The 25,071-nt window shown below is 61.2% G+C and carries 18 protein-coding genes; 9 read left to right on the forward strand and 9 right to left on the reverse strand.

Going from position 1 to position 25,071, the window contains the following annotated elements; translation table 11 throughout:
• Positions 1-9: 9 nt before the first annotated feature.
• From ACS3QZ_RS13395 to ACS3QZ_RS13415, 5 genes are all read right to left on the reverse strand, one after another.
• The gene (locus ACS3QZ_RS13395) at positions 10-2,049 is read right to left on the reverse strand and encodes a caspase family protein (protein WP_456038286.1); all 2,040 of its coding nucleotides are present in this window, start codon (positions 2,047-2,049) and stop codon (positions 10-12) included.
• 111 nt (positions 2,050-2,160) lie between these two features.
• A complete protein-coding gene (locus ACS3QZ_RS13400; RefSeq protein WP_456038287.1) occupies positions 2,161-3,585 on the reverse strand; it encodes a patatin-like phospholipase family protein in 1,425 nt (474 codons plus the stop codon).
• Between the two features lie 27 nt (positions 3,586-3,612).
• Positions 3,613-4,983: a sensor histidine kinase gene (locus tag ACS3QZ_RS13405; RefSeq protein WP_456038288.1), complete on the reverse strand. Its 1,371-nt coding sequence runs from the start codon at positions 4,981-4,983 to the stop codon at positions 3,613-3,615.
• 3 nt (positions 4,984-4,986) lie between these two features.
• Complete coding sequence (locus tag ACS3QZ_RS13410) at positions 4,987-5,688, reverse strand: response regulator transcription factor (protein ID WP_456038289.1); 702 nt, start codon at positions 5,686-5,688, stop codon at positions 4,987-4,989.
• Between the two features lie 21 nt (positions 5,689-5,709).
• Positions 5,710-7,053 (reverse strand): trypsin-like peptidase domain-containing protein, encoded by a 1,344-nt coding sequence (locus tag ACS3QZ_RS13415; RefSeq protein ID WP_456038290.1) that lies wholly within the window; start codon positions 7,051-7,053, stop codon positions 5,710-5,712.
• A 127-nt stretch (positions 7,054-7,180) separates the two neighbouring features.
• Here ACS3QZ_RS13415 and ACS3QZ_RS13420 point away from each other — a divergent pair, with 127 nt between their 5' ends.
• From ACS3QZ_RS13420 to ACS3QZ_RS13440, 5 genes are read left to right on the forward strand one after another with little or no spacing between them, the layout of a single operon-like run.
• Positions 7,181-7,801 (forward strand): hypothetical protein, encoded by a 621-nt coding sequence (locus ACS3QZ_RS13420; RefSeq protein WP_456038291.1) that lies wholly within the window; start codon positions 7,181-7,183, stop codon positions 7,799-7,801.
• Between the two features lie 11 nt (positions 7,802-7,812).
• Positions 7,813-9,918, forward strand: a complete 2,106-nt coding sequence (locus ACS3QZ_RS13425; RefSeq protein WP_456038292.1) for a caspase family protein — start codon at positions 7,813-7,815, stop codon at positions 9,916-9,918.
• Between the two features lie 3 nt (positions 9,919-9,921).
• Positions 9,922-11,580 (forward strand): CHAT domain-containing protein, encoded by a 1,659-nt coding sequence (locus ACS3QZ_RS13430; protein ID WP_456038293.1) that lies wholly within the window; start codon positions 9,922-9,924, stop codon positions 11,578-11,580.
• Positions 11,580-13,055: a hypothetical protein gene (locus tag ACS3QZ_RS13435; protein WP_456038294.1), complete on the forward strand. Its 1,476-nt coding sequence runs from the start codon at positions 11,580-11,582 to the stop codon at positions 13,053-13,055. Before ACS3QZ_RS13430 ends, ACS3QZ_RS13435 begins: the two co-directional genes overlap by 1 nt.
• A gap of 10 nt (positions 13,056-13,065) precedes the next feature.
• On the forward strand, positions 13,066-16,050 hold the full coding sequence (locus ACS3QZ_RS13440) for a CHAT domain-containing protein (protein ID WP_456038295.1): 2,985 nt from the start codon (positions 13,066-13,068) through the stop codon (positions 16,048-16,050).
• Positions 16,051-16,059: 9 nt separating this feature from the next.
• On the opposite strand, the gene ACS3QZ_RS13445 is transcribed toward ACS3QZ_RS13440, so the two are convergent.
• Positions 16,060-16,812, reverse strand: a complete 753-nt coding sequence (locus ACS3QZ_RS13445; protein WP_456038296.1) for a hypothetical protein — start codon at positions 16,810-16,812, stop codon at positions 16,060-16,062.
• Positions 16,813-16,933: 121 nt separating this feature from the next.
• Positions 16,934-17,950 carry an AraC family transcriptional regulator gene (locus ACS3QZ_RS13450; protein WP_456038297.1) on the reverse strand — a complete coding sequence of 339 codons (1,017 nt, stop codon included), beginning with the start codon at positions 17,948-17,950 and terminating at the stop codon, positions 16,934-16,936.
• Between the two features lie 144 nt (positions 17,951-18,094).
• Between ACS3QZ_RS13450 and ACS3QZ_RS13455 the strand changes: the two genes are divergently transcribed.
• From ACS3QZ_RS13455 to ACS3QZ_RS13470, 4 genes are all read left to right on the forward strand, one after another.
• On the forward strand, positions 18,095-19,159 hold the full coding sequence (locus ACS3QZ_RS13455; protein WP_456038298.1) for a DUF1214 domain-containing protein: 1,065 nt from the start codon (positions 18,095-18,097) through the stop codon (positions 19,157-19,159).
• A gap of 58 nt (positions 19,160-19,217) precedes the next feature.
• Positions 19,218-19,436 carry a YMGG-like glycine zipper-containing protein gene (locus tag ACS3QZ_RS13460; protein WP_456038299.1) on the forward strand — a complete coding sequence of 73 codons (219 nt, stop codon included), beginning with the start codon at positions 19,218-19,220 and terminating at the stop codon, positions 19,434-19,436.
• 39 nt (positions 19,437-19,475) lie between these two features.
• The gene (locus ACS3QZ_RS13465; RefSeq protein ID WP_456038300.1) at positions 19,476-19,847 is read left to right on the forward strand and encodes a hypothetical protein; all 372 of its coding nucleotides are present in this window, start codon (positions 19,476-19,478) and stop codon (positions 19,845-19,847) included.
• Positions 19,848-20,344: 497 nt separating this feature from the next.
• Entirely contained in the window at positions 20,345-21,499 is a 1,155-nt protein-coding gene (locus ACS3QZ_RS13470) for a tyrosine-type recombinase/integrase (RefSeq protein ID WP_456038301.1), read from the forward strand.
• A 304-nt stretch (positions 21,500-21,803) separates the two neighbouring features.
• Here ACS3QZ_RS13470 and ACS3QZ_RS13475 read toward each other — a convergent pair whose 3' ends face one another.
• Positions 21,804-24,167, reverse strand: coding sequence for an arylsulfatase (locus ACS3QZ_RS13475; protein WP_456038302.1), 2,364 nt, complete (start codon positions 24,165-24,167; stop codon positions 21,804-21,806).
• A 24-nt stretch (positions 24,168-24,191) separates the two neighbouring features.
• Positions 24,192-24,935: an outer membrane protein gene (locus ACS3QZ_RS13480; protein WP_456038303.1), complete on the reverse strand. Its 744-nt coding sequence runs from the start codon at positions 24,933-24,935 to the stop codon at positions 24,192-24,194.
• Positions 24,936-25,071 lie beyond the last annotated feature (136 nt).

Here is a 25,071-nt window from a genome sequence, read left to right on the forward strand (position 1 = left end):
CCTGTTCCCTTACTCTTCCCGAGGCAGAACCTCGAATCCAAATCTGTTGACCTTGAGCGGCGCCATTGCCCCGCTCAGACTGAGCGCGCGGGTGGCACCATCAGCAACCGCCGCGCCCAGGAAACTTTCCAACGGGCTCTGATCCCCGGCCCGTGTGGGCGCCCCGTCCGCCAGCGCGGTCAGCACCACGCGCGGAGCGTCCGGATCGACTGGAACCGCCAGAACCAGAAGCTGTTCCTGTCCGCTGGCAAAGGGCGCATCCGGCGCGCTTTCGTTGACGATGCGCATGCCGATGCTTTTCTGACCACTGGGTTCGATCCGGTTGGACAGGGACGGTTCGGGCCAAAGCGCGCTGATGTGAAAATCACGGTCCACATAAAGCACGGTGACATCCTGCGCCTTGCGGGATTGGTTGGTGAGGTTGATCCAGAGCTGATCGCAATGCCGTAGCGCCGCACCGTCTCCGACCTCTTCCTTACCGCGCGGCTTTGCACAACCCGATCCCCGCGCCGGGGTCGGGCGCCGCTCAAGCGCCACTTTCAAACCCGTGCCACCAATCGAGAATCCGCCACCCTTGACCCCGTTCAGCGCCGCTGTCAGGCGATGCACGCGCCCGATCCTTTCGAGCCAGCCCGCCAGTTGTTCCTGACTATCGCCCGTCGGATCATACCGGAACCGGGGCGAGGTTTCCGGACCGTTCGGGTCAAGGATGCCATCCCGCCCGGTCAGCGCCAGCGTGCCATCCATAAGAACCAGTCCCATGTCATAGCCCTGATCCGCAAAGGCGACCCCATCCACGAGGTCGTCCGCCGCGAGACGATCAAAGGCTTCCGTCAGCGGGCGGTATTCATAGCCGTCATGTTCGATCGCGGCGCGGGGCGGTGCAATCACCAGCTTTGGCGGCAGGCCCGGCGCCACTTCTTCGCCGTAGCCCGCGGCGGGCACGGCAAAACCGTCGCGTCCCCGAAGCGTGGCTTGCGTGGGCATGGCCTCGATCACTTCGACCTGCCCCAGAACTTCACCTCCCGTCGCGGCGCCGTACACAGCCAGCACCGCACCGGGCGCCACACCGGAAAGCGCGCCGCGCTGCAGCTTGCCGCCCTTGATCACCATCCGCTGCCCGGCGGCCCCGCCCTCTCCGAAAACCGCAGCATCCAGAAGCGTACCTTCGCCATCCGGGGTTTGCGTAGCGGTGGCTGAGGCCTTGCGCATCCCGTCGCGCGCGGCTTGCAGCCACTGTCCGTAGCTAAGCGCATCGGCCTGTTCGAGCACCTGGACAAGGTTGCGGGTGAAGTCGCCGTACCAATTGGCCGGATCGGCGCCATCGCCCAAGGGATATTCGAAACTGCGCTGGTCGGATTGCGAGGAGTAGAGAAACACAAAATCACCGCTCAACTCGGCCCCCGTGTCGTGGGTTTCGCGTGGCTCAGCGGCATCCGGCACGCCCAGCATGGAGGGATCGACATAGCGTGCTGCCCCCGCCCCGCCTTCCAGTGCGCGAAACCCGGTACCGGAATGACAGGCATCGACAATCGCCACCAGCTGCGCACCCCGCCCCAGCACCGACACCGCCCAAACGCGAAGTTCATCGTCAACAAGCGCGTTTTCCACGGCGCCGATACTCGACTGCCAACCTTTTGCATCGGCAGGCAGGAAAATCTGGTCATAGCCGCCCTGCTCATCGCCGCTCTGGTCGGGCATCTGCGAGCCGTGGCCCGAGAAATAGAACAGCACCGTGTCGCCCGAAGCGCTTTGACCTCGGGCAGCCTCCATTGCCGCCAAAATCGCCGCGCGGGTAGGCTTGTCTTGGATGACACCCTCGGGGGCATCCTCAACGCCCTCGCTCAGAACGGTGATATTCTCCGGTGCGATCCCGCGCCCAAGCAGAGCGCGCAGCATCAGCGCCACATCATTGCGCGGCCCTCGAAGGTCCGCGTCCAGATGATAGTAATCGCTCACCCCGACAAGAACGGCTCGCGTCTGCGGGGCGGTCTGCGCATGGGTCTGCGCGACGCCCAGGACAAAAAGCGCCGCGCAGAAGACTGTCATGAGCAGTCCGAGGTAATATGATCTTGGCTTAAGAGCTTTGGTCATAATAGCCAACGATACAAGGGATTTGGCACCGATCAAGCGCGTGTTGAAACATGAACGGATTTGTCATCAATTCGAAACCGGGGCTGATTTTTTGGGCGTTATGCGGCGCGCACCCTCGACGGGCTCCGCCCCCTTGAGACTGCGCAGAAAGCCGTTGAACTCGGCGTTGAGACGGGTCGACTGCCGCGCGGCGGCAATCGCTAGGTCCACCTGCTCCTCGGGCAGCTTGAGCCGCGTCGGAATCTCATCAAGCTTGTCCCGCATCTCCTTGGGCAGCGGATCAAAGTTCACCTCGCCTACGAACAGCTTCACGTCCTGGCAATCCCAACCTTCGAGCGATCCGCGCAGTTCCTTCACTTCGGGCAATGACAGGCTGCAGCGCCATTCCACGAGGTCGCCATGCCAGCGATCCAGAGACAGGCGCATCACGTCAAAGCCGACGCGTGTTGCCGCGCCCATGGAAGAATTGGCAATCGACATGGCCAACTCGACCCCGCCCGGCCCTTTGATCTCTTGCGTCCATTTATAGTCCTGCTGCACACCGGCATTGGCGACAAGGAACATCATCCGTCGCATCCGCACCGCCTGTTTCGGGGTCAGCGGACCGACCTCGTTCTGCGACTTGGCACGCGCCACCGAAAGCCCCGTAGTGCCGAAATTGTCGGTCACGGCCCCATCCAGCAGCTTCACATAACGTACCTTGTCCGGGTCGCGATAGCTTTCAAGCGCCTTGCCATAGGCACGCAGGGCCGACGTGGCCTCGGGGTTGTTGCGCGCCGCCGTGAGCCAGTCGGGTTCGCGGTAGGTGCAGTCCTGATGGCTCTCAAGCACGATGGGCGAGAACACCAGCGGAAACGCCGCCGACGCCGCCACCGCTTCGGACACGGGCAGCTTGGTCAGGTCGCTGCACAGCGCGGCAAAGGTCTCGGTCGAAAACAGGAAGGGCGTGTTGTTCGCCACGTCGCTGGCATTGATCCAGGTTTCGATCCCGGATTTGTGCAGATCCTTGAAGGTCGCGTTGTGGAACAGGGTTTCATCAAGAAACCGGGCAAAGGTGCTGCGATCATTGGCGCCGCCCGAAAGCCCCTTGGCAATCGTGACCGGATTGACCGGGTTGTTGGCCATATAGGTTTCGGCATCCTTAATCAGGTATCTCTCACGATAGCCTTTCATGCCGCGCGCTCCGGTCAGCCCGTAATAGGCCGCCGTCACCGATCCCCCTGACACGCCCGACACCAAACGCACGTATTTCAACAGGCCATTGGCCTGCAATTCCTGCAACATGCCATAAGAGAAAGACGATGCCCGCGTACCGCCGCCTGAAAAGGCAAGTCCGATAAAGACGTCATCAACAACATAGGTGGTCTGGCTTTCGGCTCCGCCCGGAATACCGCCGCGCGACGTCGCATTGATCGGCTCGTTGACGGCGGCGCACCCCGCCAGTGTCACCACGGCCGCGCCCAGAAAACTACGCAAAATTTCAGAAACCAATGTCCAACCCAACCCAGATGCAGCAGCTTACATCGCGTCAACTCTAGGCCAAAGGCATTCGACCGCAAAGCCCTTGTTTTGAGGCAAAATCCTGAGCTTGGCCCCGTGGCGCGCGGCAATCGCGCGCACCAGCGCCAAGCCGAGACCATGTCCCGTCACGCCGCGTGCCGGTTCACCCCGTGAAAAATGTTCGAACAGCCGATCCCGCAGCTCTTGCGGCACCCCCGGACCGGTATCGGTGATGCTAAGCCGATGCCGCTCTCCAGCCTGTTGCAGTGAGAGGGTCACCGCATCGCCGGGCGTGGTGAACTTGAGCGCGTTGTCGAGAAGATTGGCCACAAGCTGGGACACCAATGCGCGGTCTCCGACAATCCAGAGATCCGGCGCAATCTCGGCGCTGACCCACAATTCGCGCTCTTCGCCCAGCGGTTCGTAAAGGTCGAACATCTGTTCGCACAGCTCCGAAAGATTCACCGGGACAAGCGACGGCATGTCCCCGGTTGCGGCCTCGGCAGAGGCGATGTCGAGCAGCGCCTCGAACACCCGCACGGTGTCATTCAACTCGGCCTTCAACCCATCAACCACCGCGTCTTGCCCCTCGACCCGGTCAAGCCCCTGCCGGATGCGGTTAAGCGGCGTTCGCAATTCATGCGCGATATTGTCGGACAGGCGCGCCGTTGCGTTTTGCAGGGTCTCGATCCGATCCAGCATGTCATGCACATGGGTTTCAAGCTGTCCGAACTCGTCATCGCTGCGCGCACCGGGAATGCGGGCGCCAAGCTCACCGCCCGCCACCCGGTCGGCCAGCCGGTTCACGCGGTCAATGCGCGTGATCACGAGGCGGCTGACCAGCCATCCGGCAACGATGCTGAGCGCGACCATGATGACCGCCGCAAGCGCAATCGTGGCCCGCATATCCGCCATCAACGCCTGTTTCTGGGTCAATGACGTGGCAACCAGAATGGGAAAGCCACCGGGCAAAGACCTCGCCACGCCCATGTATCGACCGGCCTCACCATTCGGGAGCGTATAGCCAAACCATTGCACCGGGTCGGCTTTAAACCCCTGCGCCGTGGTTTCCACACCTTCAGGCCAGCGTGGAATATTGCCGCCCAGGAATTGCTGTTGTTTATCAAGCAGCAGGAAGACGCGCTCATACCCCACCTGCGTGCGTGCCCGGAACTCCATCGCCTGCCGCAGGGCCGGGATGCGCCGCTGATCATAAAGCGCGGAATACCCATCGAGATCAGCCTGCAGCGCCTCGATCTGGCGCGCGTCAAAGGCCCGCGCCACCTGTCCGTATTGGAACCAAAGCCCCCCAAGCGACACCAGCACCATGACCCCCGCGATAAGGATGGTCAGGCGCAGACTGGCCGATCTTGAGGTCTTGCGATCCATGTATCAGGCAGCTTCGGGCGCGGTTGGAGAAAAGATATACCCTTCGCCCCGCGCGGTATGGATGTAGGTGATCCCGGTATCGGCCTCGAGCTTGCGACGCAGGCGGCTGATATGCACATCGACCACGTTCGTGCCGGGATCGAAATGCAGGTTCCAGACTTCGGACAGCAATTGCATCCGCGTCACCGCCTGTCCTGCGTTCTGGGCAAAGAAGGTCAAAAGGTCGAATTCCTTGGGTGTCACTTTGATATGGGTCTGCCCGAAATGCACGGTGCGCGCCTTGAGCCGAACTTCGAGATCGCCGAACACCAACAGGTCATTGTCGCTGGTCTGCATTCTTGCTCGCCGCAACAGCGCCTGCACCCGCGCGCGCAGCTCGTCGGCGTCAAACGGCTTGGCAAGGTAATCATCCGCACCCCGTTCCAGCCCTTCGATCTTGTTGGCGGCCCGGCCCAGCGCGCTGACCACCAGAACCAGCGCATTCGACCCGGCGCCACGCAACTTGGCAATGGCATCGATCCCGTCGCCACCGGGCAACATGCGATCCACGATGATCACGTCGAAATCTCCGGACGTGGCCGCCGCCAGCCCATCATCATAGGTGCCCTGAACCTCGGTGTCACAGCCAAGGCTTTGGGCAACACTGGCGACGGTTTCGGCGCTGATGGGATCGTCTTCGATGATCAGGACAGAAGGGTTGGTCATGGCAAATTCCTTTCGCCAAGTTCAGAAGAGTACAACGCTTTCGTCAAGCACATTCGCACCAGACACCGGGCGCAACCGACCGGGGCGCGCCCACGGGTCAAGGATCACATGCTTGGTCGACCCGTCGGACACCTCGACCAGCAAGAGCACGGGCCGCGTGATGCGGAAACTCTCGAACAGCCCGTCGACAACAGTCACCCCATTCACCGCGACGATCCGATCCCCGGCAAGCAGGCCCTCGTAATGGGCAAGGCTCAACTCCGTGACCGAGTCGATCCGCCCGTCCGAACCAATTTTCATTCCAGTTTCATCAAAGCCATACTCCGAGCGGCGCGCGGGTTCGCCGCCGCGGGCCGCGCTTGTCGGGGATTCAACGGCCGTAGTTACAGTCAGGGTTTCCTCACGCCCGCTGCGCTCAACGACAACTTCGAACTCAGGCCGGCCCGCCACCGCCTCCAGCGCAAAGGCAAGATCACCAATCTTTTCCAGCGGACGCCCACCCACTTCGCGCAGGATGTCACCGGGTTTCATTCCGGCGCGATCCGCCGCGCTGCCAGCCGAAACCGAGTCGACCAGAATGCCCGAGTGGTCTTCCATATCCATTGCGGCGGCCACTTTCGGGCTCACGGGGCGCGTACGCAGCCCCATGCGCGGCAAGTCGGTCTCGCCCCCTTGCTCAAGCCGCGCGATGGCCGCCACAAGCGCTTCGGTCGGAATGGCATAGGCGATGCCGATGAAATTGCGAAATCCGTCCGCGATCTGGCTGTTCATGCCAACCAACCGGCCACTCATATCCATCAGCGGCCCGCCCGAACTGCCTGGGTTGACCGCCGCGTCGTGCTGAATCATGCGCATCGGGACATTGGCCTCGATCTGGCGTTCCAGCGCCGAGATGATCCCCCGGCTGAGCGAGAACTCCACCCCATAGGGCGCGCCAATGGCATAGACCACCTGCCCCAGCTCCGTAGTCCCAACAGGGGTTGGTCGCAGGAAGGTGCCGGACTCCGAGACGCTCAGGATCGCGATATCGCGCACCGGATCGCGTGCCACCACCGTCGCAACCTCGCGCGCACCGTGCACATCAACGATCAACACGGTGCTCTCATTGCCCACCACATGTGCATTCGTCACCGCCAGACCAGGGCGCAGAAACCGGAATCCCGACCCCAGAAGACGCTCTTCCAGATCGTTGGACCGAATAACAAATGTTGCGTCGATCGCAGGGCGCATCGAGGCCATTGCCTTGGCCATCTGGGGCGTGGCGAACAACCACAGCGGCAGTACCATGAAAAGGACAAATCGGGGCAAAACTCGCATCTCGTACTCCTTGATCTCGGTTTCCTGCACCCTAGCGAGGCGTGTCACGCAAGGCTCATGACAAATCCGGTTAGAAACGGCGGATCACGCAGAATTCCGTTGATCCGGGCAAAGCTGCCTCCTTAGATTGAAGACAAGTTGATTATTTGAACTCCCCCTTTTCAGGAGACCCGGAATGAAGTTCAAAGCCCTTTGTCTCTCTGCCCTTCTGGCCACGACCAGCGCTCAGGCACAGGCCCAGACCAGCCCGTTGAATACCTTCCGCCTCTCAGGAGAGCTGTTTGCCATCGCTCAGGCCGAAACCGATCCCCTGCTGATGATCTCGGCCGCCAAGCTGCGCAAATCCGTAGCGCTCAGCGCCAGCGATCGCGCCCCAGTTGGGGGCAGCAGCGGTGGAGAGATCGTCACATGGCAGGACATGCTCGACACTGCTGCGGCGCTGGCCGGGGACGATGAGCTCATGTCGGGGCTGATCGTGGATATCCGGGTCGAGATGACCAAGGGCGTCGCGGACGGTCCTGTCTACAGCGTCGTCACCATCGGCGCCAATGGCACCGACCAATATGAATCGCTCCCGTTCACCGGCGGCGCCTATGCCGAGGTCTATGTCGAGGGCAAGGGCAACACCGATCTCAACCTCTACATCTATGACGCGCAGGGGCGGCTCGTGTGTTCTGACACGGATGTCAGCGACATCGCCTATTGCGGCTGGCGCCCGGCGACCACCAGCGGCTTTCATGTCGAGGTGCGCAACAAGGGCGCGGCGGAAAATCAATACGCACTGATCACCAATTGAGGATGCCGGGCATGTTGCGCACCACCCTTCTTGCTTCGGCCGCCGCTGCCATGCTGGCGCTGCCCGCCCATGCGCGGGACAACCACGCGATCCTGATCGGGGCGTCGACCTATACCAATCTGGAGGAACGGTTCTGGCTGCGGGGTCCGGCCAATGACATCGACCTTGTGCAGCGGTTCCTGACCACGTCGGCGAGCACGCCCTTCGCGCCGGAAAATGTCACCATCCTTGCCGATGGTGTCGAAGGATCGACCGCGCCCACGCTGGCCGCGATCCGTCAGGCCTTTGCCGATCTCACGGAAACGGTTCAGCCGGGGGACTTCGTCTACCTGCACTTCTCCGGCCACGGGAGCCAGGCTCCCGCTGCCGACCCGGACAGCGAGCTGGACGGGCTGGACGAATTGTTTCTGCCCGTCGATATCGGCCCTTGGAACGACACGGTGGGCACAGTCGAAAACGCGTTGGTTGACGACGAAATCGGCCAGATGATCGACGCCCTGCGCGCGCGTGGCGCCACCGTCTGGGCGGTTTTTGACAGCTGCCATTCCGGCACCGCAACCCGCGCCGCGCCCACGGGGGATGACGACGTGCGCCTGCGCAAACTCGACCCGCGCGCCCTGGGCATTCCCGACGCCGCGCTGGCCGATGCCGAAACCAGCTCCCGCGCCCTGCCCGATCCCCGTGCCCGCCCCGAAAGCCCGGTGGCCGATGCGGCCCCGGCGGGTGACACCGGCGGATTCGTGGCCTTCTTCGCGGCGCAGACCAACGAAACCACTCCCGAAAAACGCCTACCCAAGGGCAAGAAGGGGCGGCGATCCCAAGGGGTGTTCACCTTTGTCCTGTTTGAAACGCTGGCCCAGAACCCCGGCATCACCTATCGCCAGTTGGGGCAGGAAGTGTTGCGCCGGTACGCGGTCAAGAACATGGCCCGGTCAACCCCGATGTTCGAGGGCGATCTCGACACGGTCGTGTTCTCGGGCGAGCCCGTGAAACCCGTGACCCAGTGGCCGGTGGAAATCGGGGACGACGTGCTGACCATCCCCGCGGGCGCTCTACACAATCTGACCGAAGGGGCAGAACTTGCGCTGTTTGCGTCGGCCGCCGATGCGGACAAAGCGGTACTGGGGTATTTCCGCGTGGACTGGTCCGATGCCTTTTCCTCCGAGGTGGTCCCGATTGCCGCCCATGGTCAAGCAGCCCTGACGCCCGACGCCATCCCGAACGGCGCCTATCTGCGCAAACAGGCGCAGGGCATGGATTTCACCCTCACTGTCGCCCTGCCCGAGCCGGATGCCGCCAACCACGGCGCCGCCCTTGCCGAAGCACTCGCGGTGATCCGCTCTGACGGCGAGATGTCCAGCCGCATCCGCTTTGTCCCTCCCGGCGAGGATGCGGATATCCGCATGGCCTTTCTCCCGGACAGCCCGCGCCCCGGCGCGGTCTGGCTGTTGCCCTCCGCGGGGCTGTTTGATCCCGAGAACCCCGGTCAGACACCGTCGATCAGCATCGCCGACAAGTCGATTGAGGATCTGGCCGTTGTTCTCGAAGACACGCTCGGTCACATGTCGCGCGCGCTCAACCTTCTGAAAATCGGCGCAGGCTATGGCGCATCCGATCTGGATGTGGACGTGGAACTGCGTACCAAGAACAAGCGCAACAAGACGCTTCGCACGCTTGATACCGTGGCCGTGCCCAAGCTGATCCCCGGCGACGAGGTGCATATCCTTGCCCAGAACAACACGGATCAACCGGTGGACGTGAACGTGCTGTACGTAGGCAGCGATTATTCCATTAGCCATTTCTTTTCCGGCCGGATGCAACCCGGTGACAGCCTCAAAAAAGGGTTGCTGCGGATCACCGACACGGCCTTTGGTCGCGACCGGGTGATCATGGTCCTGACCCCGGCCAAACCGCAATCCGTGGTCGAGAACCTTGCTTTCATGGAACAGGCCGAGCTGGAAACAACGCGCGGCAACGCCTCAAGCATGGCCGCCGCCTTCATGCAGGCCGGTTTCGGCACCACGACACGCGGCGCGATTGCGCTGGATGACGAGGAAGACGGCCCCGGCGGCGCCGTGCTGCAATTCGAGATCGACGCCGTGCCGGGGGATGGCTGAACCATGCTCTGCCGTATGGTTCTATTCCTGGCCTCGCTGATCACGCTGACCGGGCTGGCCTGCGAAAGCCACGCCGCGCCCGAACCGCAGCGGATCACCCTGCTGGACGAAGCGTTTCAGGCCGCGCAATGGGGCTTCCTGTCCTCTGCCGGAAGCGCGCTGCAACAGACCAGCCAACGCCTTGCGGCAGGGGATGACGCGCTGGCCCGACACCTTCAGGACCGCCAGGTTCTCGCCGATCAGGTACAGGCCAACGAGGCCGCGCTGGCACGATTGGGCGGAGAGTCGGCAGGGGATGCGCGCGCCGAATTCACCCGGCTTTCGGGAGAAATCAGCCATCTCAACACGCAGATCGCGGCGCTCGATGCCACCATCGCAACCGAGTTCCCCGAATTCGACAAGCTGGCCCGCCCGCACCCGCTTTCGGTTGCGGAAGTGCAATCCCATCTCGCCGCCGACGAGGGGCTCTTGTTTCTCTATTCCGGCGAGCGGCGCACGTTTGTCTGGTTGATCACCCCGGACGCCGCCGCGTGGCACCGCCTTTCGCTGGGCACCTCGGAAATTGGTGAAAGCGTCACGGCCATTCGTCATTCGCTTCAGGCCGCAGCGACAGTGCGCGCCGCCGAAGCGCTGGACGGCGCTTTTGACGGGCCTTCGACCCCGGCTTTTGATCGGCTGAACGCGTGGCTGCTCTATTCCGAACTGATCTTCCCGCTGGAGCCATATCTCAAGGGCCTCAACCACATCTACACCGTCGCGGACGGCCCCCTGTCCGGTCTGCCCTTCAGCCTTTTGGTCACGGACCGCCAGATCAGCGGCGAGGATACCGACCCAGACGCCCTGCGCGCGACGGGCTGGATGTTTCAACGCCACGCATTAACCACCCTGCCTTCGGTCGAGAGCCTCGCCCTTGTCAGCCGCTCCCGCGCCACTCCGTCCGACGACCAGCTTGCCTTTCTCGGGTTCGGCGACCCGATTTTTTCCGGCGCGCTGTCCAACCCGACAGGCGGACAGTTCTTCCGCTCTGGCGCGGCCGATCTCGACAGCATCCGCGCGCTGGCCCCACTGCCCAACACGCGGACCGAGATTGATCGGCTGGCCGAGGTTCTGGGCCGCGACCAAAGCCAGGTCCATCTGGGTGCCGACGCCTCCGAGCCTGCCGTGCGCGCCGCCCCCATTGATCGCGCCAAGGTGATCGCCTTTGCCACCCACGGGCTGTTGTCCGGCGAGCTGCGCGGGCTGGCAGAGCCCGCGCTTGTCCTGACCCCGCCTGACACCGTGGCGCCGGGGAATGACGGCTTGCTGACAAGTTCCGAGATCGCGGGCATGCGTTTCGCGGCGGATTGGGTGGTCCTGTCGGCCTGCAATACCGCCGGAAGCGATGGCCGCCCCGATGCCGAAGGACTTTCCGGGCTGGCGCGGGCCTTTCTCTTTGCCGGGGCGCGCTCCTTGCTGGTGTCGCACTGGCCCGTGCGTGACGACGCCGCGGCGCGGCTGACCACCGACACCTTCACCGCCCTGCGCGCCGCGAACGGCGCACGACGCAAGGCCGAAGCCCTGCAGTCGGCGATGCAGGCCCTGTTGATGGACGAAAGCGATCCGACACTGGCCCACCCCGCCGCCTGGGCGCCTTTCGTCATCGTCGGGCACGGGGGGTATTGATGCGCCGCCTGCTTGCCACCTGCCTGACCTGTCTCACCCTTTTTGCCTCACCTGTACACGCCTACACGCTCGATCAGGCCATGGCCGAGATCGACGCGCTGTTCCAAAGGGGCGCGAACCCCGATGAGATGGCGCTCGGAATTGCGGGCATCCTGCGCAGCGTCAAGGCTTCGGGTGTCATCGACCCGGACCTTTCGATTCTTTATGCGATGCTGGCCGATCACCTGCGGCTCGAGGCCCGCAATCCCGCCTATGCCCTGCAGGTAGCCGAAGACGGGCTTGCTCTGATCGCGGGCGATGCCGGGCAATCGGATTTTCAGGCCGCACTGATGGCCTCGCGCGCCTACGCGCTTGCCGATCTGGGCCGCTTTGCCGAGGCCCATGCCGCGCTGACCCTTGCCCTGCCCACTTTGGCCCGCACGTTTGGTGCAGAGGACATTGCCGATTACGAGAAACACGCCGCCGAATGGGCCGAGGGACAGCTTGGGGATTTCAACACATCCGCGCTCGACATCGCGCGTGACACGCTGGAAACCGCCTACGACGCTCAGTCCTCCGGGTCTTATGGACGGGTGCTGGTGCTGGCCGGATCGGCGCTTCTGCCGATGGACACGAGCTTTACCGAGGCCGACCTGCGCGCGGTGAACACCGAGGCGGAAAAGCTCACCGCCGAGGCGCTGTTTTCCCTCGGGCGCCACCGCGAGGCGGCGAATGCCTACATGCGGGCGCTTGGTTACATGACAACGACGCCGTGGCAATTGTCCGGCCAACCCGATTGGTGGGGCCATGTGAATACGGAAGCAGCCGACATCGCCTTTTCCACCCTGAACGGTCTCGCCGCCGCCGCCACCGAGATCAACCGCCCGGACGTCGAGCGCGCCGCACTGGCCGCCGCGATGGAGGTTTCCGCCAGCCCGCGTCAGCGCTACACACTGCTGCAACGCCAGGCACGTATTCTGGCCGCAGATGGCCAGATCGACGCCGCGCTCGACCTGCTCATGCAATCACGCACTATTGCCGACGGCGCGGGGCTGGACGTTGACGCACTTGTTGCAGAGTTCTACGTCGAAATGATGCGTATCTATGGCCAGTTGGTGGCGCAGGAGCCGATCGCCACCGCCGCCTTCATCGCCGTGACCGACCGGGTTCTGGTGGCGCATGAAAAGCATCAGATGCCAAACCGGGATTTCTTTCTCTATTCGGCGGCCAATGTCCTGCGTCATGGCGATGTGCCTGAAAAGACGCTCGAATACGCCCGCAAGGCGCTGCGCTGGCGGCAGGCCGATCTGGCCCGAAAATCCGATACCGGTTTCGGTGCCACGCAAGCGCGCCGCGCCAGCCGCGACACGCTGGAGCTTTTCCTTCACGCCGCCCATACCGCCGCCTCGACCACGGACCAACCGGGCCAGCGCGCCGAAAACTGTCCCTCGGACGATGCCTATACCTCCTGCCTGATCGTGATGCCCTCTGATTGAGTAACTGCACATGAAACCCTTTGCCCTTGCCGCCTGCCTTGCCCTCTCAACGGGCCTGACCACCCCGGCGCAGGCGCGTGACCTGACCGAGGCCGAAGGCAAGATCATCACGCAGGCTTTCGAGACCGCGATGCGAGCCAATGAACTCTATTACGCAGGCCGCTATGCCGAGGCCGAGGCGCTTTATCTCGAAACCTACGCGCTCAACGCGTCGATCCCGGAAAACGAGCTTTCCATCGCCTCGACCCTGCACAACATCGCCGCCACGCAAGCCCAGCAGGGCAGGCTGATCGAGGCCGAGGAAACCGCGCGCCGCGCGCTGCAACTGCGCCTGGATCACGGCGGGATCGACAATGTCATCATCCACTCCAAGGCGCTTCTGGCCACGATCCTTGGCGATCTCAACCGTTTTGAAGAAGCCCGGCTTTTGCAACAGGAAGCGGTCGAACTCACCCTGAACAGCCCCGAGGCCAGCAAGGAAGACCTGATCACCAACGTCACCAACCTTGCGTATTTCACGGCGCAGGATGGCTATGTTCAGAACGGCATAGCCATTCTCAACCAGGTGGTGCCAATGCTGGCCGAGCTGCCCGCACACGACACGGTGCGCGTGCTCAACGCGCTGGGGCGTCTGTCCTCTCTGAACGGCGATCCACGCAACGCGGAAACCTATTACCGGCAGGCATTGCTGCAACAGGCCGACATGGTCCCCAGCCCCCAATGGTCCCCCCGTGACATGGCCACCGTGATCGGCAACCTTGCCGCGATCCTACGCGGACAGGGGCGGTTTGCCGAGGCGCGGGGCCTGTTTCTTCAGGCCGATTCCATGTTGGTCGGGGCCGGGATATCCACCTCAGAAGTGCGCGCCAACGTCCTTGACGGGCTTGGCGAAACGCTGCGCGCCGAAGGCGATCTCAACGGCGCATTCACGGCGCAACGCCAATCGCTCGACATCCGCCTTGCAATCTTCCCCGAGGGTCACCTCAAGACCGGGGTTTCCTTTTCAAACCTCGGGTTGACGCTCCTGCAGTCGGGCCAGATCACCAATGCAACGCAGGCGCTTGAAAAGGCCGTTGTCATCCAACGCCAGAGCGATGACCCGGCGCGGTTCGCGCGCGCCGCGCTGAACCTCTCCGCCGCGCGGGGCGCTGCGAATGACTTTGCCGGGGCCATCGAGCTCGCCAGCGAGGCACAGGTTGCGCTGGCGGGCGCCCTGCCGCCAAACCACCCCGAACTGATCAAGGCGACGTTCAATCAGGCTTGGTTGCATCTTGGTGCGGGCGACGCGGCAACTGGCGCACAGCTGTCCGATGCCGCGATGCAGGGCTTTCTGGCGAACCGCTGGCAAATGGACACCGAGGCCACCACCGGCGCAGGCGAATTGCGCGACACGCGGCGGCAGGTGCTCTCCAGCGTAGTTGCAACATGGGAAACGGATCGCGACACGGGCCTGAACCGGGCCTTCGAGGCGGCGCAGTGGGCGCAGGCCAGCAAGGCCGCCCATGTCGCCCAGCGCGTCGCGGCGCGGTTTGCCGCCGGGGACGACGCACTGGCCGCGCTGGCGCGACAAAAGCAGGAACTGGTGAACCTGTGGCGCGCGACGGACGCGCAATACATCGAGCTGCTGACCCACGCACAACAAGGCGACCCCCGCCTTGCAGCTTTCCGTGGACAGCTTGAACAGCTCTCCGAACGGATCGCTCAAACCGATCGCACGCTGGCGTCTCAGTTCCCGGACTTTGCCCGCCTGACCCAGCCCCGCACAGTATCCGTTTCCGAGATCCAGTCGTCTCTGGCCCCGGGCGAAGCGTTTTTCATGCCGGTGTCGACGCCGGATGAAACCTATCTTTTTGCCATGACCGCAACATCGGCCACATGGGCGCGTTCGCCCCTTACAGATCGGGAACTGGACCATGCAATCCGGCGCCTGCGAGCCGATCTCGATCCCTCCGGCCCATCGCGCGCCGCGCAGGCGCTGGATGAAGAATTTGCCGAGGATGCGGCCCCCGCCTTTGATGCCGAAACAGCCCACAGACTCTATCAGGCGCTGTTCGCGCCGATCTCGGACAGTCTGGACGGCGTCGAGACAGTCTATGTCGTCAAGGAAGGCGCTCTGTCCGGCCTGCCCCTTGCCGTGTTGCTGGACCGTCCTGTCGCCCTTGAAACTGATGCCGATTTCCAGTCCGCCCCGTGGCTGATCCGCCGCTTTGGCTTTGCCACGGTCCCTTCTGCCGCCGCCTTCCTTGCCCAGCGCGCAGCACAGCCGACACGCCCTCCCAAAGTCACACTCGCGGGATTTGCCGATCCGGCATTTCAGGGCGCGCCGGATGCCAAAACACCTCAGATCGCCACGCTGTTCACCCGCAGCGCCGACGCAGCGGACGGGGTGCGCGCACTGGCCCGCCTGCCGGGCACCCGGCGCGAACTGCTGGGGCTGGCCGATGCGCTGGATACACCGCTCGACCAGCTCGCCCTTGGAGCCGACGCGACAGAGGCCGCCGTCAAATCATCTACACGCCTGCGCGACGCTGAAATCGTGGTGTTCGCAACCCACGGGCTCGTGGCGGGCGACCTGAGCGGGCTCAGCGAACCGGCGCTCGCCTTCTCCGCGCCCGATCAACCGGACGAAACCGACAACGGGCTACTGACCGCTTCCGAAGCGGCCCGGCTGGATCTCGTGGCGGATTGGGTGATCCTGTCGGCCTGCAACACGGCGGCGTCCGATGGCGCGCCGGGTGGCGAGGGTCTGTCGGGGCTGGCGAGCGCATTTCTCTTTGCGGGGGCGCAGTCACTTCTCGTGTCACACTGGCCGGTGCGCGACGATGCCGCCGCACGGCTGACACTGGCCACGCTCTCGGCCCCACCAGAAGCGGAGGGCGCCGCCAAGGCACAGCGCCTGCGCCGGGCAATGCTGGACATGATAGATCGCGGGGACATCACGCATCACGCCCACCCGTCGGTCTGGGCACCTTTCGTGGTTGTCGGAGCGCGCTAGGACCGTGCCCTACCAGAGCGACTTGCGGTATTCCGGCGCGGCTTTGCCTTCGAAATCATACCCGTAATCCTCGATTTCCCGGCGGCAATGCCTCGCCACGAAATCCCTGAGGTCGTTGTCGTAATATTCCTGCCAGCGCCGCGCCGTCTTGGGGCGGATACCGGATTTCGCATTCGGCGGCACCGGGCGCCCGTCAAGGCCAAGTCCCTGTCCCAATCGTGCGAGGTCTTCCTCGAGACGTTCAAAGAAGATGACAAAGGCGGCTTGGTTTTCACCCTTGCGGCTGTACATGTGGTGATTGGACAAGGCGCGCTGCCGCTTGCGCCCATAGACCCAGTCCAACGGTCCGCGCGGACCATAGGTGCGGGTATATTTGGCAAACGCCGCGCGCTGTTCGTCAAAATCCCGCGCCCGCATGTCGGTGCGCCGCATGGTCCAGAAGAACTGCGAAACCGCCCGGTCCCACGGATTGCGCGCGATGGTAACGATGCGCATGTCGTCGATCCGTCGGCCATAGACGAACCGCGCCCGCCACAGCGGCGAATGATCCCTGAGGCTGATGCCCAGCCGTGCAGGCCGCCCGATCACAACCCCTTCGCCAGCATTGCGCGTTTCCTCTTCCTTCGGATTGATCGGCGTCGCGACATCACCAGCCTCGAGAAAGGGCGACAAGGCCAGCTCGACCGAAGTCCCGGCAGTCTTGCGTGTCTTGATAAGCAGGAAATTCTTGCTGAAACTTACAATCACGGGGCGGTTTTCCATTCCTGTGGATCACTTTGGTATATAACGCCCGCCCGCTCCTGCAACCGCCTTTGTGCAGGCCGTACATGTATACCCGCCAAAAGCATGCGCCCCCCGGAGGCCCTGTGCCCCAGCGAGCTTTTCACGCTCCGGGCGGGTTGGCGCGATACCCGGATGGCGAAACTCCCGTCCAGCCTTTGAAAGCGCGCCGAAAGCTTCTGGGATGCTTGTAACCCAGCATGCTGGAGATCTCTTCCAGAGATCTACCCGTCCGCGCGACGAGATGACGTGCGCTTTTCTCTGCGAACCCTGCCCGTACCTCCCTGAACGACGTCCCTTCCCGTCGCAGGGCGCGCTGCAATGTCCTTGGCCCGATCGCGAGGTGCCGCGCCACGGATACCTCGGACACGTCCCCATGTGCAAAGGTGATGCGGAGAATGTGTTCGACGACATCGGCGACGGTCTGTACAGGGGAAACCCCCATCAGCCCGGCCAGGTCCTGCAGCGTGATCTTGTCTTGCCGATGCGACACGTCCGGGTTCAGCGTCGGCAGTTCAGACAGCCGGATGGCAATACCAGGGGGACCCGCGCGGACGTGCACCGGCGCCCCAACAAGACGCTCGAGTGTTTCAATGCAATTTCGCGGCTCATCGGGGACTTCGACCCAGTCCGGCACCCAGCCCGCCCCGAGGAAATGCCGCGCCACGGCCCCGATGACGAACACCGTGCCTTCGTCGAGATGCCTGTGACCGGTGATCGTCAATCCCCTTGAATCCCGCCCGACCACGAGATGCGACCCGGTTTGCCGGAACGTGATTGAAGAACCGGGATGCGTCAGCACCAGCGCCCGCCGTCCTCTTTCGAGCGCCGTTCCCAGATCGGGCGCGCCCAGCACATAGGTCGCGTAGGCACCGTATGTCGAATAGTCGAACGCATGGCCAACCCTTGCCCCCAGATGTCGATCCCCGATGGAACGTGCCACGGCCTCGACCACAACGCCCTCTGCGGCATAGGGGGCAAAACCCGCTTTCTCTTTCAGGACGGAGCGATCCAATCCTGCAGACAGAAGGGCGCCATCCACAATTTCCGGTGCGGCAAACCGATCAAGCAGGTCAACCACATGCGAAAACTCCCGGATTGTCACCATGTTGAGACGCATGCCGTCAATCTGTCGGGAAATGTCCGATGACACAACCTAGCGAGGAGCGGCATAGTGACCGCGCCCGCACTTCAGCAAAGCAACAGGGTTTGACCATTCCGGGTCGCCGCACGTAACATTTATAGATTTTTTTGGAGAATTGATATGAACAGGACTTGTCGTTTCGCAATGGGGGTCAAGGTTGCTGCGGCTGTCACGATGCTGTCCGGAGCAACGTCGGCCGAGTTGGCCCAGGACAACCTGAGCAAAATCGTGGATGCACACGCCACCCCGGTCACAATCAACAACTTCATCCGCGCGGCGACCGACATTGAGCTGGACAAGTACGTCGCTCTCGCGGGCGGGATCAACAAATTCTTCCATTTCCGGAAACCGACCCCGATCGATGTCCAGCCGACCGTTCGGATGAACCGGGACACCCTGTATAGTTCCGTGGTCGTCGATATTTCAAAGGGCGCGACCCTGACCCTCCCGGACGCTGGGGATCGTTACATGGCCACCATGGTTGTTGACCAGGATCACTACGTCGACGCGGTGTTCCATGGCGGCGGGACTTACGAGCTCGACATGGACACCTTTGGCACGCCCTATGTCATCGTCCTGATGCGCACGCTTGTGGACGCCAACGACCCTGCCGATGTTGCCATCGTCAACGCGCTTCAGGATCAGATGAAAATCGACGCGGCATCGGCCACACCCTTCGTGATGCCGAATTATGATGAGGCAAGCTATGAAGGTGTGGTGCGGGCAGCGATGGAGCTTGGCAGATTCGCGACATCCAGCGCAGGCGTTTTTGGGACAAGAGACAGCGTGAACCCGGTGATGCACTTCATTGGCACCGCGGTTGGCTGGGGTGGGCTGCCCGAGCAGGAGGCGTATTATCTCAGTGTTGAACCCAACCTCCCCGTAGGAGAATACAAGATCGACGTCCCGGCGGACGTGCCTGTTGGCGCGTTCTGGTCCATCAGCCTCTATAATGCCACCGGCTTTTTCGAACCCAACGCGGTTGACGGCTACGTCGTCAATTCGGTCATGGGCAAACGCAACGATGACGGCTCGACGACGGTTCATTTGGGCGGATGCGAAGACGGGCGCGTGAACTGCCTGCCAATCATGGAGGATTGGAACTATACTGTGCGTCTCTATCAGCCCAGCCCGGAAATTCTTGATGGGAGTTGGGCTTTCCCGTCTGCCCGACCCATGCGGTGACGCAACCTGGAGCTAGAACCGACACCGAACAATTACGATCAACAAAGGAGACCTGACCATGTTGAAGACCAGAACAATGCTGACGACAGCCGTCGCGCTGTTTTTGGCGACAAGCCTCGCGATGCCGACAGTCGCCGATGCACAGTCCAAGCGCACCAAGAACACGGTGAAGGGCGCCACTGTGGGCGCGGGTGTCGGGTATCTCGTCGGGGGAAGTGATGGCGCCAAGGCGGGTGCCGTCGTCGGCGCCATCGCCGGCTACCGGAAGAAAAAGTGATCGGCCCGCAACGACGCCTTAAAAACAATGGTGACCCACATGTTCAGACATACACTCTATGCCGCAACCTCAATTGGCCTGATGGCAATTTCCGGGACCGCGTCCGCGGACGAACAAATGGACGAAATCATCGCGTCCGCAGCTCCGTTCATGCATCACAGCTGCGAAAGCGTTCTGACTGAATTCGAGAACGACCCGGAACAGGTGATCCGGATCGTGCGCCTGATGGCCATGGTCTCGCTCTACAACCGCCAGATCGACGTCGTGGCAACCGTCCCGGAAAGCAGCCTTGGCAGCCTCAAGGACGAGTTTGTCGAAGAGCTCAAGGACGCCTGCGACGATGATGGCGGAAAACTTTTGGCCGGCGCCGTGGACGATGCCGTGAAAGAGATCTTCGAAGCATTCGAGTAACCCGCGCCACGATTGCAACGGCATGGCCCCGACGCCGGCCTTGCTTTCGAATCCGATCTTTTCGGACATGCGGATACGCGCCAGGAAACTCGGCCATGAAGCTGGAGCTAGCCTTCGGGTAGGGCGTTCGGCTCCGGTGAAAGGGGGCATGCCGCCGACACGTGGTTGCATGCAGTCAGATTTTCTTGCCGCGACAGCGACCGCCAATGGCGCGCGCACCGCGCCCCAAAAGATGCGCGTGCAACACACTGTCTTATCAAGACAAAGTGGTGAGCCGTGTAGGACTCGAACCTACGACCCACTGATTAAAAGTCTTACGACTTAGTTTTCTATCCTTTTCGACACGGCGCAGCTCGCCTCTACATCATACTTGTTTATAAGTAATAAACTGAACTATTGGCACCTTTCGCTTCTATGCGCCCCTTTATTATTCATCGCCAGTTGCTTACCTTTTGCTTACCTTTTGCTTACCCTATTTAATTCACAGAGAGAACCCAATGCCAAAGCTCAAGCTGTCAAAATCCGTCACCGACAAATTGCAATCAGGCGAGAAGGACGTGATTTTCTGGGATGCCGGATTGCCGGGATTTGGCCTTCGGGTGAAATCCAACGGCACGAAGAGCTACGTTGTTCAATACCGGAGCCAACAAACCGGGCGATCCAGAAGGAAGACCATCGGAAGGCATGGGCCTTTGATGTCTTTCGCTCAGGCCCGAGACATTGCTTCGGGTTATCTGGCGGATGTGATCCGAGGCGGTGACCCGGTCGCGCAATCCAGGGCATTGCGTGATGCGCCGACGATGGAAGAACTGGGCGAGCAGTATCTGGTTACGCACGCTATTCCGAAGAAACGTCCAAAGAGTGTAGCCAATGACCAGTCGATGCTTAGCAGATTGATCGTCCCAAAGCTCGGAAAACTCAAGGTCGCGGAGGTTACACACAAAGATGTACAAACCCTGCACAATGCCCTTTGCGACACTCCGTATCAGGCAAACCGAGTCCTCGCGCTTTTGTCAAAGATGTTCGAACTGTCGATTAGATGGGGCTGGCGCCCGAACAACCCAGCGCGCGGGGTTGATAAATACACGGAAGAAAAGCGTCATCGTTGGCTGTCCAACGAAGAGCTCGAAAGATTATTGTCTGCCTTGGACGCCCATCCCAACCAGTTGGCCGCAAACGCAATCAGACTTCAACTGCTGACAGGATCGCGGATCGGCGAAGTTCTTTCTGCGCAGTGGTCTGACTTCGATCTGGACCGCGGCACTTGGATCAAGCCTTCACATCACACAAAGCAGAAACGGACCGAACACCTTCCTCTGTCGGGACCGGCAGTTCGCCTTTTGGTCAAGATGGCGACTGTCAGCGATGCAAAATCGAAATACCTCTTCCCAGGCAAGTCTACAGAAAAGCCCGTCGTTGACCTCAAAAGATTCTGGAGGTCGATTATCAGGGATGCTGAAATTGACGATTATCGCATCCACGACAATCGGCATACGCTCGCGTCGCATCTTGTGTCCGGCGGAACGAGCTTGGCCATCGTCGGCAAGCTGCTTGGCCACACAAACCCGCTCACCACGCAGCGCTATGCCCACTTGGCTGATGATCCTCTCAGGAAGGCAGCAGAAGCATTTGGTAAAAAGATCGAAAGCTAGAGGGCGCATTCACACTACCGCAACCCTACAAGCCTACCTTAGCGGACCTTTTTAAGGCCCGCGGCGAAGGTCTGGATCGAGCCCTTTCTGTTCATTGGTTTATTATTCAGCACCCGTCTCAAAGCGGGTACTTGGCCTTTTCTGCAGGCGTAAGCTGGGTAGGTTGCCTTCTAAAAAGCCGACATCGAAAACAAATTCGGACCGGTGAAAAGGCTGCCGTACCGAATGGAGACAGCAAGCCCAAAAGACCAGCACGGGAACCACCCAGTGCCAAAATTAAATATGCATGAATGGACCCCCAATGTCATTCTGCAACAGAGATCGATACATTTAGTACCTTGCCAGTGAACCGGGATTCGGCCTCTGATCCGATTTCCGGCACGACAGCAGTTGCCAGATCAATCCCGACATCGGCGGTTTCGTCAGCCGAGAAAACCAGCGGCTGTGTGCGTTCTATCCGACCTTCCGCAACTTCCCGGCCATCTACACTTAGTGTACCGGCCCCGCCTTTGCCGCGTCCAGCACCGTCATAGTCGAATTCAAACAGGATTTCGTGCTGGCCTTTGGACAGCGGCTCGCTTCCCGCTATCGTGAAGCTTTGCAGGCCAAGGAAGTTATAGGTATAGGCAGGTACACCATCCTTGACGTAGAGAGACCAGCCGCCGAAACGTCCGGCTTGCGCAATGATTGTACCGTGGCCACCGTCGGCCGGAACGTCAACCTTCGCCAAGATCGCCTTCGAACGGTTCTTCACATTCAAAAAGACATTTTCTCCCATTCCGGTCATACCATCTGCCAGCGACAGAGATGTTCGTCCTGCCATCAGATCAGGACGCCCCACTGCTGCGGCGTCGAAACGTTCAAAGGTACGGTCGTCGATCGGCAGAACGTGATTGCGACCAGCCTCGATCATGAAGACCGTCTTGAGTTCGGCGAGTTTTTCGGGATGCTCACTGGCCAAGTTGTGGGCAAGGCTGAAATCGCTGGTCGTATCGAACAATTCCCAAGTGTCATTTGCTAGGGCGGCGCGGGGTTTGGCTTCCCACGGTGCTTTGTGGATGGTCCGAGCCAGCCAGCCGTCCTTGTAGATCGCCCGGTTTCCGAACATTTCGAAATACTGGGTGGTGTGGCGTTCAGCGGCCGAGGCATCCTCGAACGTGTACACGAGACTGGTGCCTTGCATGGGAACCTGCGGCACACCATTGACCATACGTGGCTCAGGTAAGCCGATCGCTTCGAGGATGGTGGGAGCCACGTCGATGACATGCGAGAACTGCCTGCGCAGTTCGCCTTTGGATTTGATACCAGCGGGCCAGTGGATTGCCATACCAACCTTGGTGCCACCGAAATCAGAACCGACCTGTTTTACCCACTTGTATGGTGTGTCGAAGGCAACCGCCCAACCGGCCGACTGATGCGGATAGGTTTCGGGTCCGCCCCACACGTCGACATATTCCAGAAGTTCCTCAACGGTCTGTGTGACCCCATTGAAATAGGTCATCTCGTTATACATACCGTTGCGCCCGCCTTCGGCACTGGTACCGTTGTCGCCGTAGACCAGGAAGATAAGCGTGTTCTCCAACTGCCCTGTGCCCGCGATCCCATCTATGAGACGGCCTATCTCGTAATCGGTCATGTCCACGTATCCTGCGAACACCTCGACCTGTCGTGTGAAAAGCGTTTTCTCATCGTCATTCAAGGTATCCCAGTCTGGGATAGCGCTTGGCTTCGGCGGCAGTACTGTACCTTCTGGGGTGACGCCATTCGCGATCTGTCGTGCGAGAATTTCGTCGCGCAGGGCATCCCACCCTTGATCGAACTTGTCCTTCCAGCGCGCGCTCCAGTCTTGCGGCACATGATGAGGCGCATGCGTCGCCCCCGGTGCATAGTAGACGAAGAACGGTTTGTCTGGGGTAAGCGCCTTTTGGTACTTAATCCAAGAGATCGCCTGATCCGTCATGTCTGTCAGGAAATGATAATTCGGGTCGTCGGGCAGTTCTACTGGATGCACCCCGTCATAAATGAACGGTGCCCATTGATTGGTTTCTCCCCCAAGAAAACCGTAAAACTTGTCAAAACCCTGTCTGGTCGGCCAACGATCATGCGGACCGGACACACTGGTTTCCCAGGTTGCTGTCTCATGCCACTTTCCAAAAGCAGCGGTGCTATACCCATTATGGCGCAGTATTTCAGCGATAGGCGCGACCGTGTCCGGGATCATGCCGCTGTCACCTGGATAAGCTGTCGCGTTTTCGGTGATCCCGCCCATGTTGTTCACATGGTGGTTGCGCCCACTTTTTATCGCAGCCCGGGTCGGGGAACAAACCGCCGTTGTGTGAAAATTAACAAAGCTCAAACCGTCGGCGGCGAGGCGATCAAAAGTTTCAGTGTCAACTGGCCCACCAAAGGCGCTGGTTCCCGCAAACCCCAAATCGTCTACCAGCACGATCATCACGTTCGGCGCACCTTCCGGGGCGGTCGGCTGAAACAGGGAAGGTCTGGTGGTGTCGCGCACGTCCAGATCGTCAAAAAGCTGAAGCGGCGGCCCGGCGATGGGCAGAACCGTCCGGTCAATGGCGCCGCGTTCTTGTGCATCAGAAGAAACAGGTAGTCCACACAATGCAAATGCTACAACCGCAGACACCTTGGGGAAAAATGCCGTCTTCATAACCTTGTTCCTCCTGCTTGTTGTTTAGAACCGATAGGTTGCGCCGAATATCAGGCCGGATTGGCTAAATTCGAATGGATTGCCGTTCACGACATTCTCCATCGAAATATAGCGGTACCCGCCGCGCAGCAGCCATCGGTCGTTGAGTTCATAGTCGGCCGTAAGAAGCGCCTGCCATGTCTCTTTGCCGCGTTCGAAGCCGCCATAGTCGAAGAAGGCAGTTCCGTTCCAACGCTCGGAAAAGGCGACACGGGCGCGAAAGCCAATAACAGGATCAACCCAATTCGCATTGGCAGCGCCGACGCGTCCTGGAGCCGCGCCAGGCAATAGCGTCAACGTTGTGTCCGTGTCGAACCACCGGAAACCAGCAGCCAAATCCAACTGCACATTTCCGCTGTCGTGCACCCGATATGCGGCGTATCCGTTAAGAATCTGGGTCGTCATCGACGCATTCAATCCCGAATGCGCCCCCCCCGGCGTCGCATTGCTGAACGAGAGATCATTGTACATGTAGTCGACAAGGAAACTCCATTTGCCATTGCTGGCACCAAAAGCTCCCATGAATGCAAAGTCGAGATTGTCCAGCGCATCGGCGAAGCTGAGGGTTCCTTCTATCCGCCCTGACGGCGTTGTGATCGCTGTCTTGGATTCTGGCGCAAAGAGATAGATCGTCGCCTCATACTGCCAATCCGAGTTCTGAGCCGATGCTGAGTGGCCGACAGAAAGAACTGATATGCCAAAAGCAAGTGCTTTGATGGTGGTTTTCAAGTGAACCTCCTATTTCCTATTTACTCTTCCGCCGCCGCAGGCATTGGAAGAACGTCAGCAATTGTAGACACCAGCAGCGCACCGGCGAACTGTACGTCGCCCTGCTCCGGCGACGCTTACGGGAGTTGCAGGGCGC

It is taken from the genome of Shimia sp. W99 (assembly GCF_053851455.3).

What these genes read in the sequence shown, in the direction of transcription:
- ACS3QZ_RS13440 (WP_456038295.1), top strand. Translation starts at nt 13,066, where the DNA reads ATGAAACCCTTTGCCCTTGCCGCCTGCCTTGCCCTCTCAACGGGCCTG.
- ACS3QZ_RS13420 (WP_456038291.1), top strand. Translation starts at nt 7,181, where the DNA reads ATGAAGTTCAAAGCCCTTTGTCTCTCTGCCCTTCTGGCCACGACCAGC.
- ACS3QZ_RS13470 (WP_456038301.1), top strand. Translation starts at nt 20,345, where the DNA reads ATGCCAAAGCTCAAGCTGTCAAAATCCGTCACCGACAAATTGCAATCA.
- ACS3QZ_RS13425 (WP_456038292.1), top strand. Translation starts at nt 7,813, where the DNA reads ATGTTGCGCACCACCCTTCTTGCTTCGGCCGCCGCTGCCATGCTGGCG.
- ACS3QZ_RS13445 (WP_456038296.1), bottom strand. Translation starts at nt 16,812, where the DNA reads ATGGAAAACCGCCCCGTGATTGTAAGTTTCAGCAAGAATTTCCTGCTT.
- ACS3QZ_RS13405 (WP_456038288.1), bottom strand. Translation starts at nt 4,983, where the DNA reads ATGGATCGCAAGACCTCAAGATCGGCCAGTCTGCGCCTGACCATCCTT.
- ACS3QZ_RS13435 (WP_456038294.1), top strand. Translation starts at nt 11,580, where the DNA reads ATGCGCCGCCTGCTTGCCACCTGCCTGACCTGTCTCACCCTTTTTGCC.
- ACS3QZ_RS13395 (WP_456038286.1), bottom strand. Translation starts at nt 2,049, where the DNA reads ATGACAGTCTTCTGCGCGGCGCTTTTTGTCCTGGGCGTCGCGCAGACC.
- ACS3QZ_RS13460 (WP_456038299.1), top strand. Translation starts at nt 19,218, where the DNA reads ATGTTGAAGACCAGAACAATGCTGACGACAGCCGTCGCGCTGTTTTTG.
- ACS3QZ_RS13465 (WP_456038300.1), top strand. Translation starts at nt 19,476, where the DNA reads ATGTTCAGACATACACTCTATGCCGCAACCTCAATTGGCCTGATGGCA.
- ACS3QZ_RS13450 (WP_456038297.1), bottom strand. Translation starts at nt 17,950, where the DNA reads ATGCGTCTCAACATGGTGACAATCCGGGAGTTTTCGCATGTGGTTGAC.
- ACS3QZ_RS13475 (WP_456038302.1), bottom strand. Translation starts at nt 24,167, where the DNA reads ATGAAGACGGCATTTTTCCCCAAGGTGTCTGCGGTTGTAGCATTTGCA.
- ACS3QZ_RS13410 (WP_456038289.1), bottom strand. Translation starts at nt 5,688, where the DNA reads ATGACCAACCCTTCTGTCCTGATCATCGAAGACGATCCCATCAGCGCC.
- ACS3QZ_RS13430 (WP_456038293.1), top strand. Translation starts at nt 9,922, where the DNA reads ATGCTCTGCCGTATGGTTCTATTCCTGGCCTCGCTGATCACGCTGACC.
- ACS3QZ_RS13455 (WP_456038298.1), top strand. Translation starts at nt 18,095, where the DNA reads ATGAACAGGACTTGTCGTTTCGCAATGGGGGTCAAGGTTGCTGCGGCT.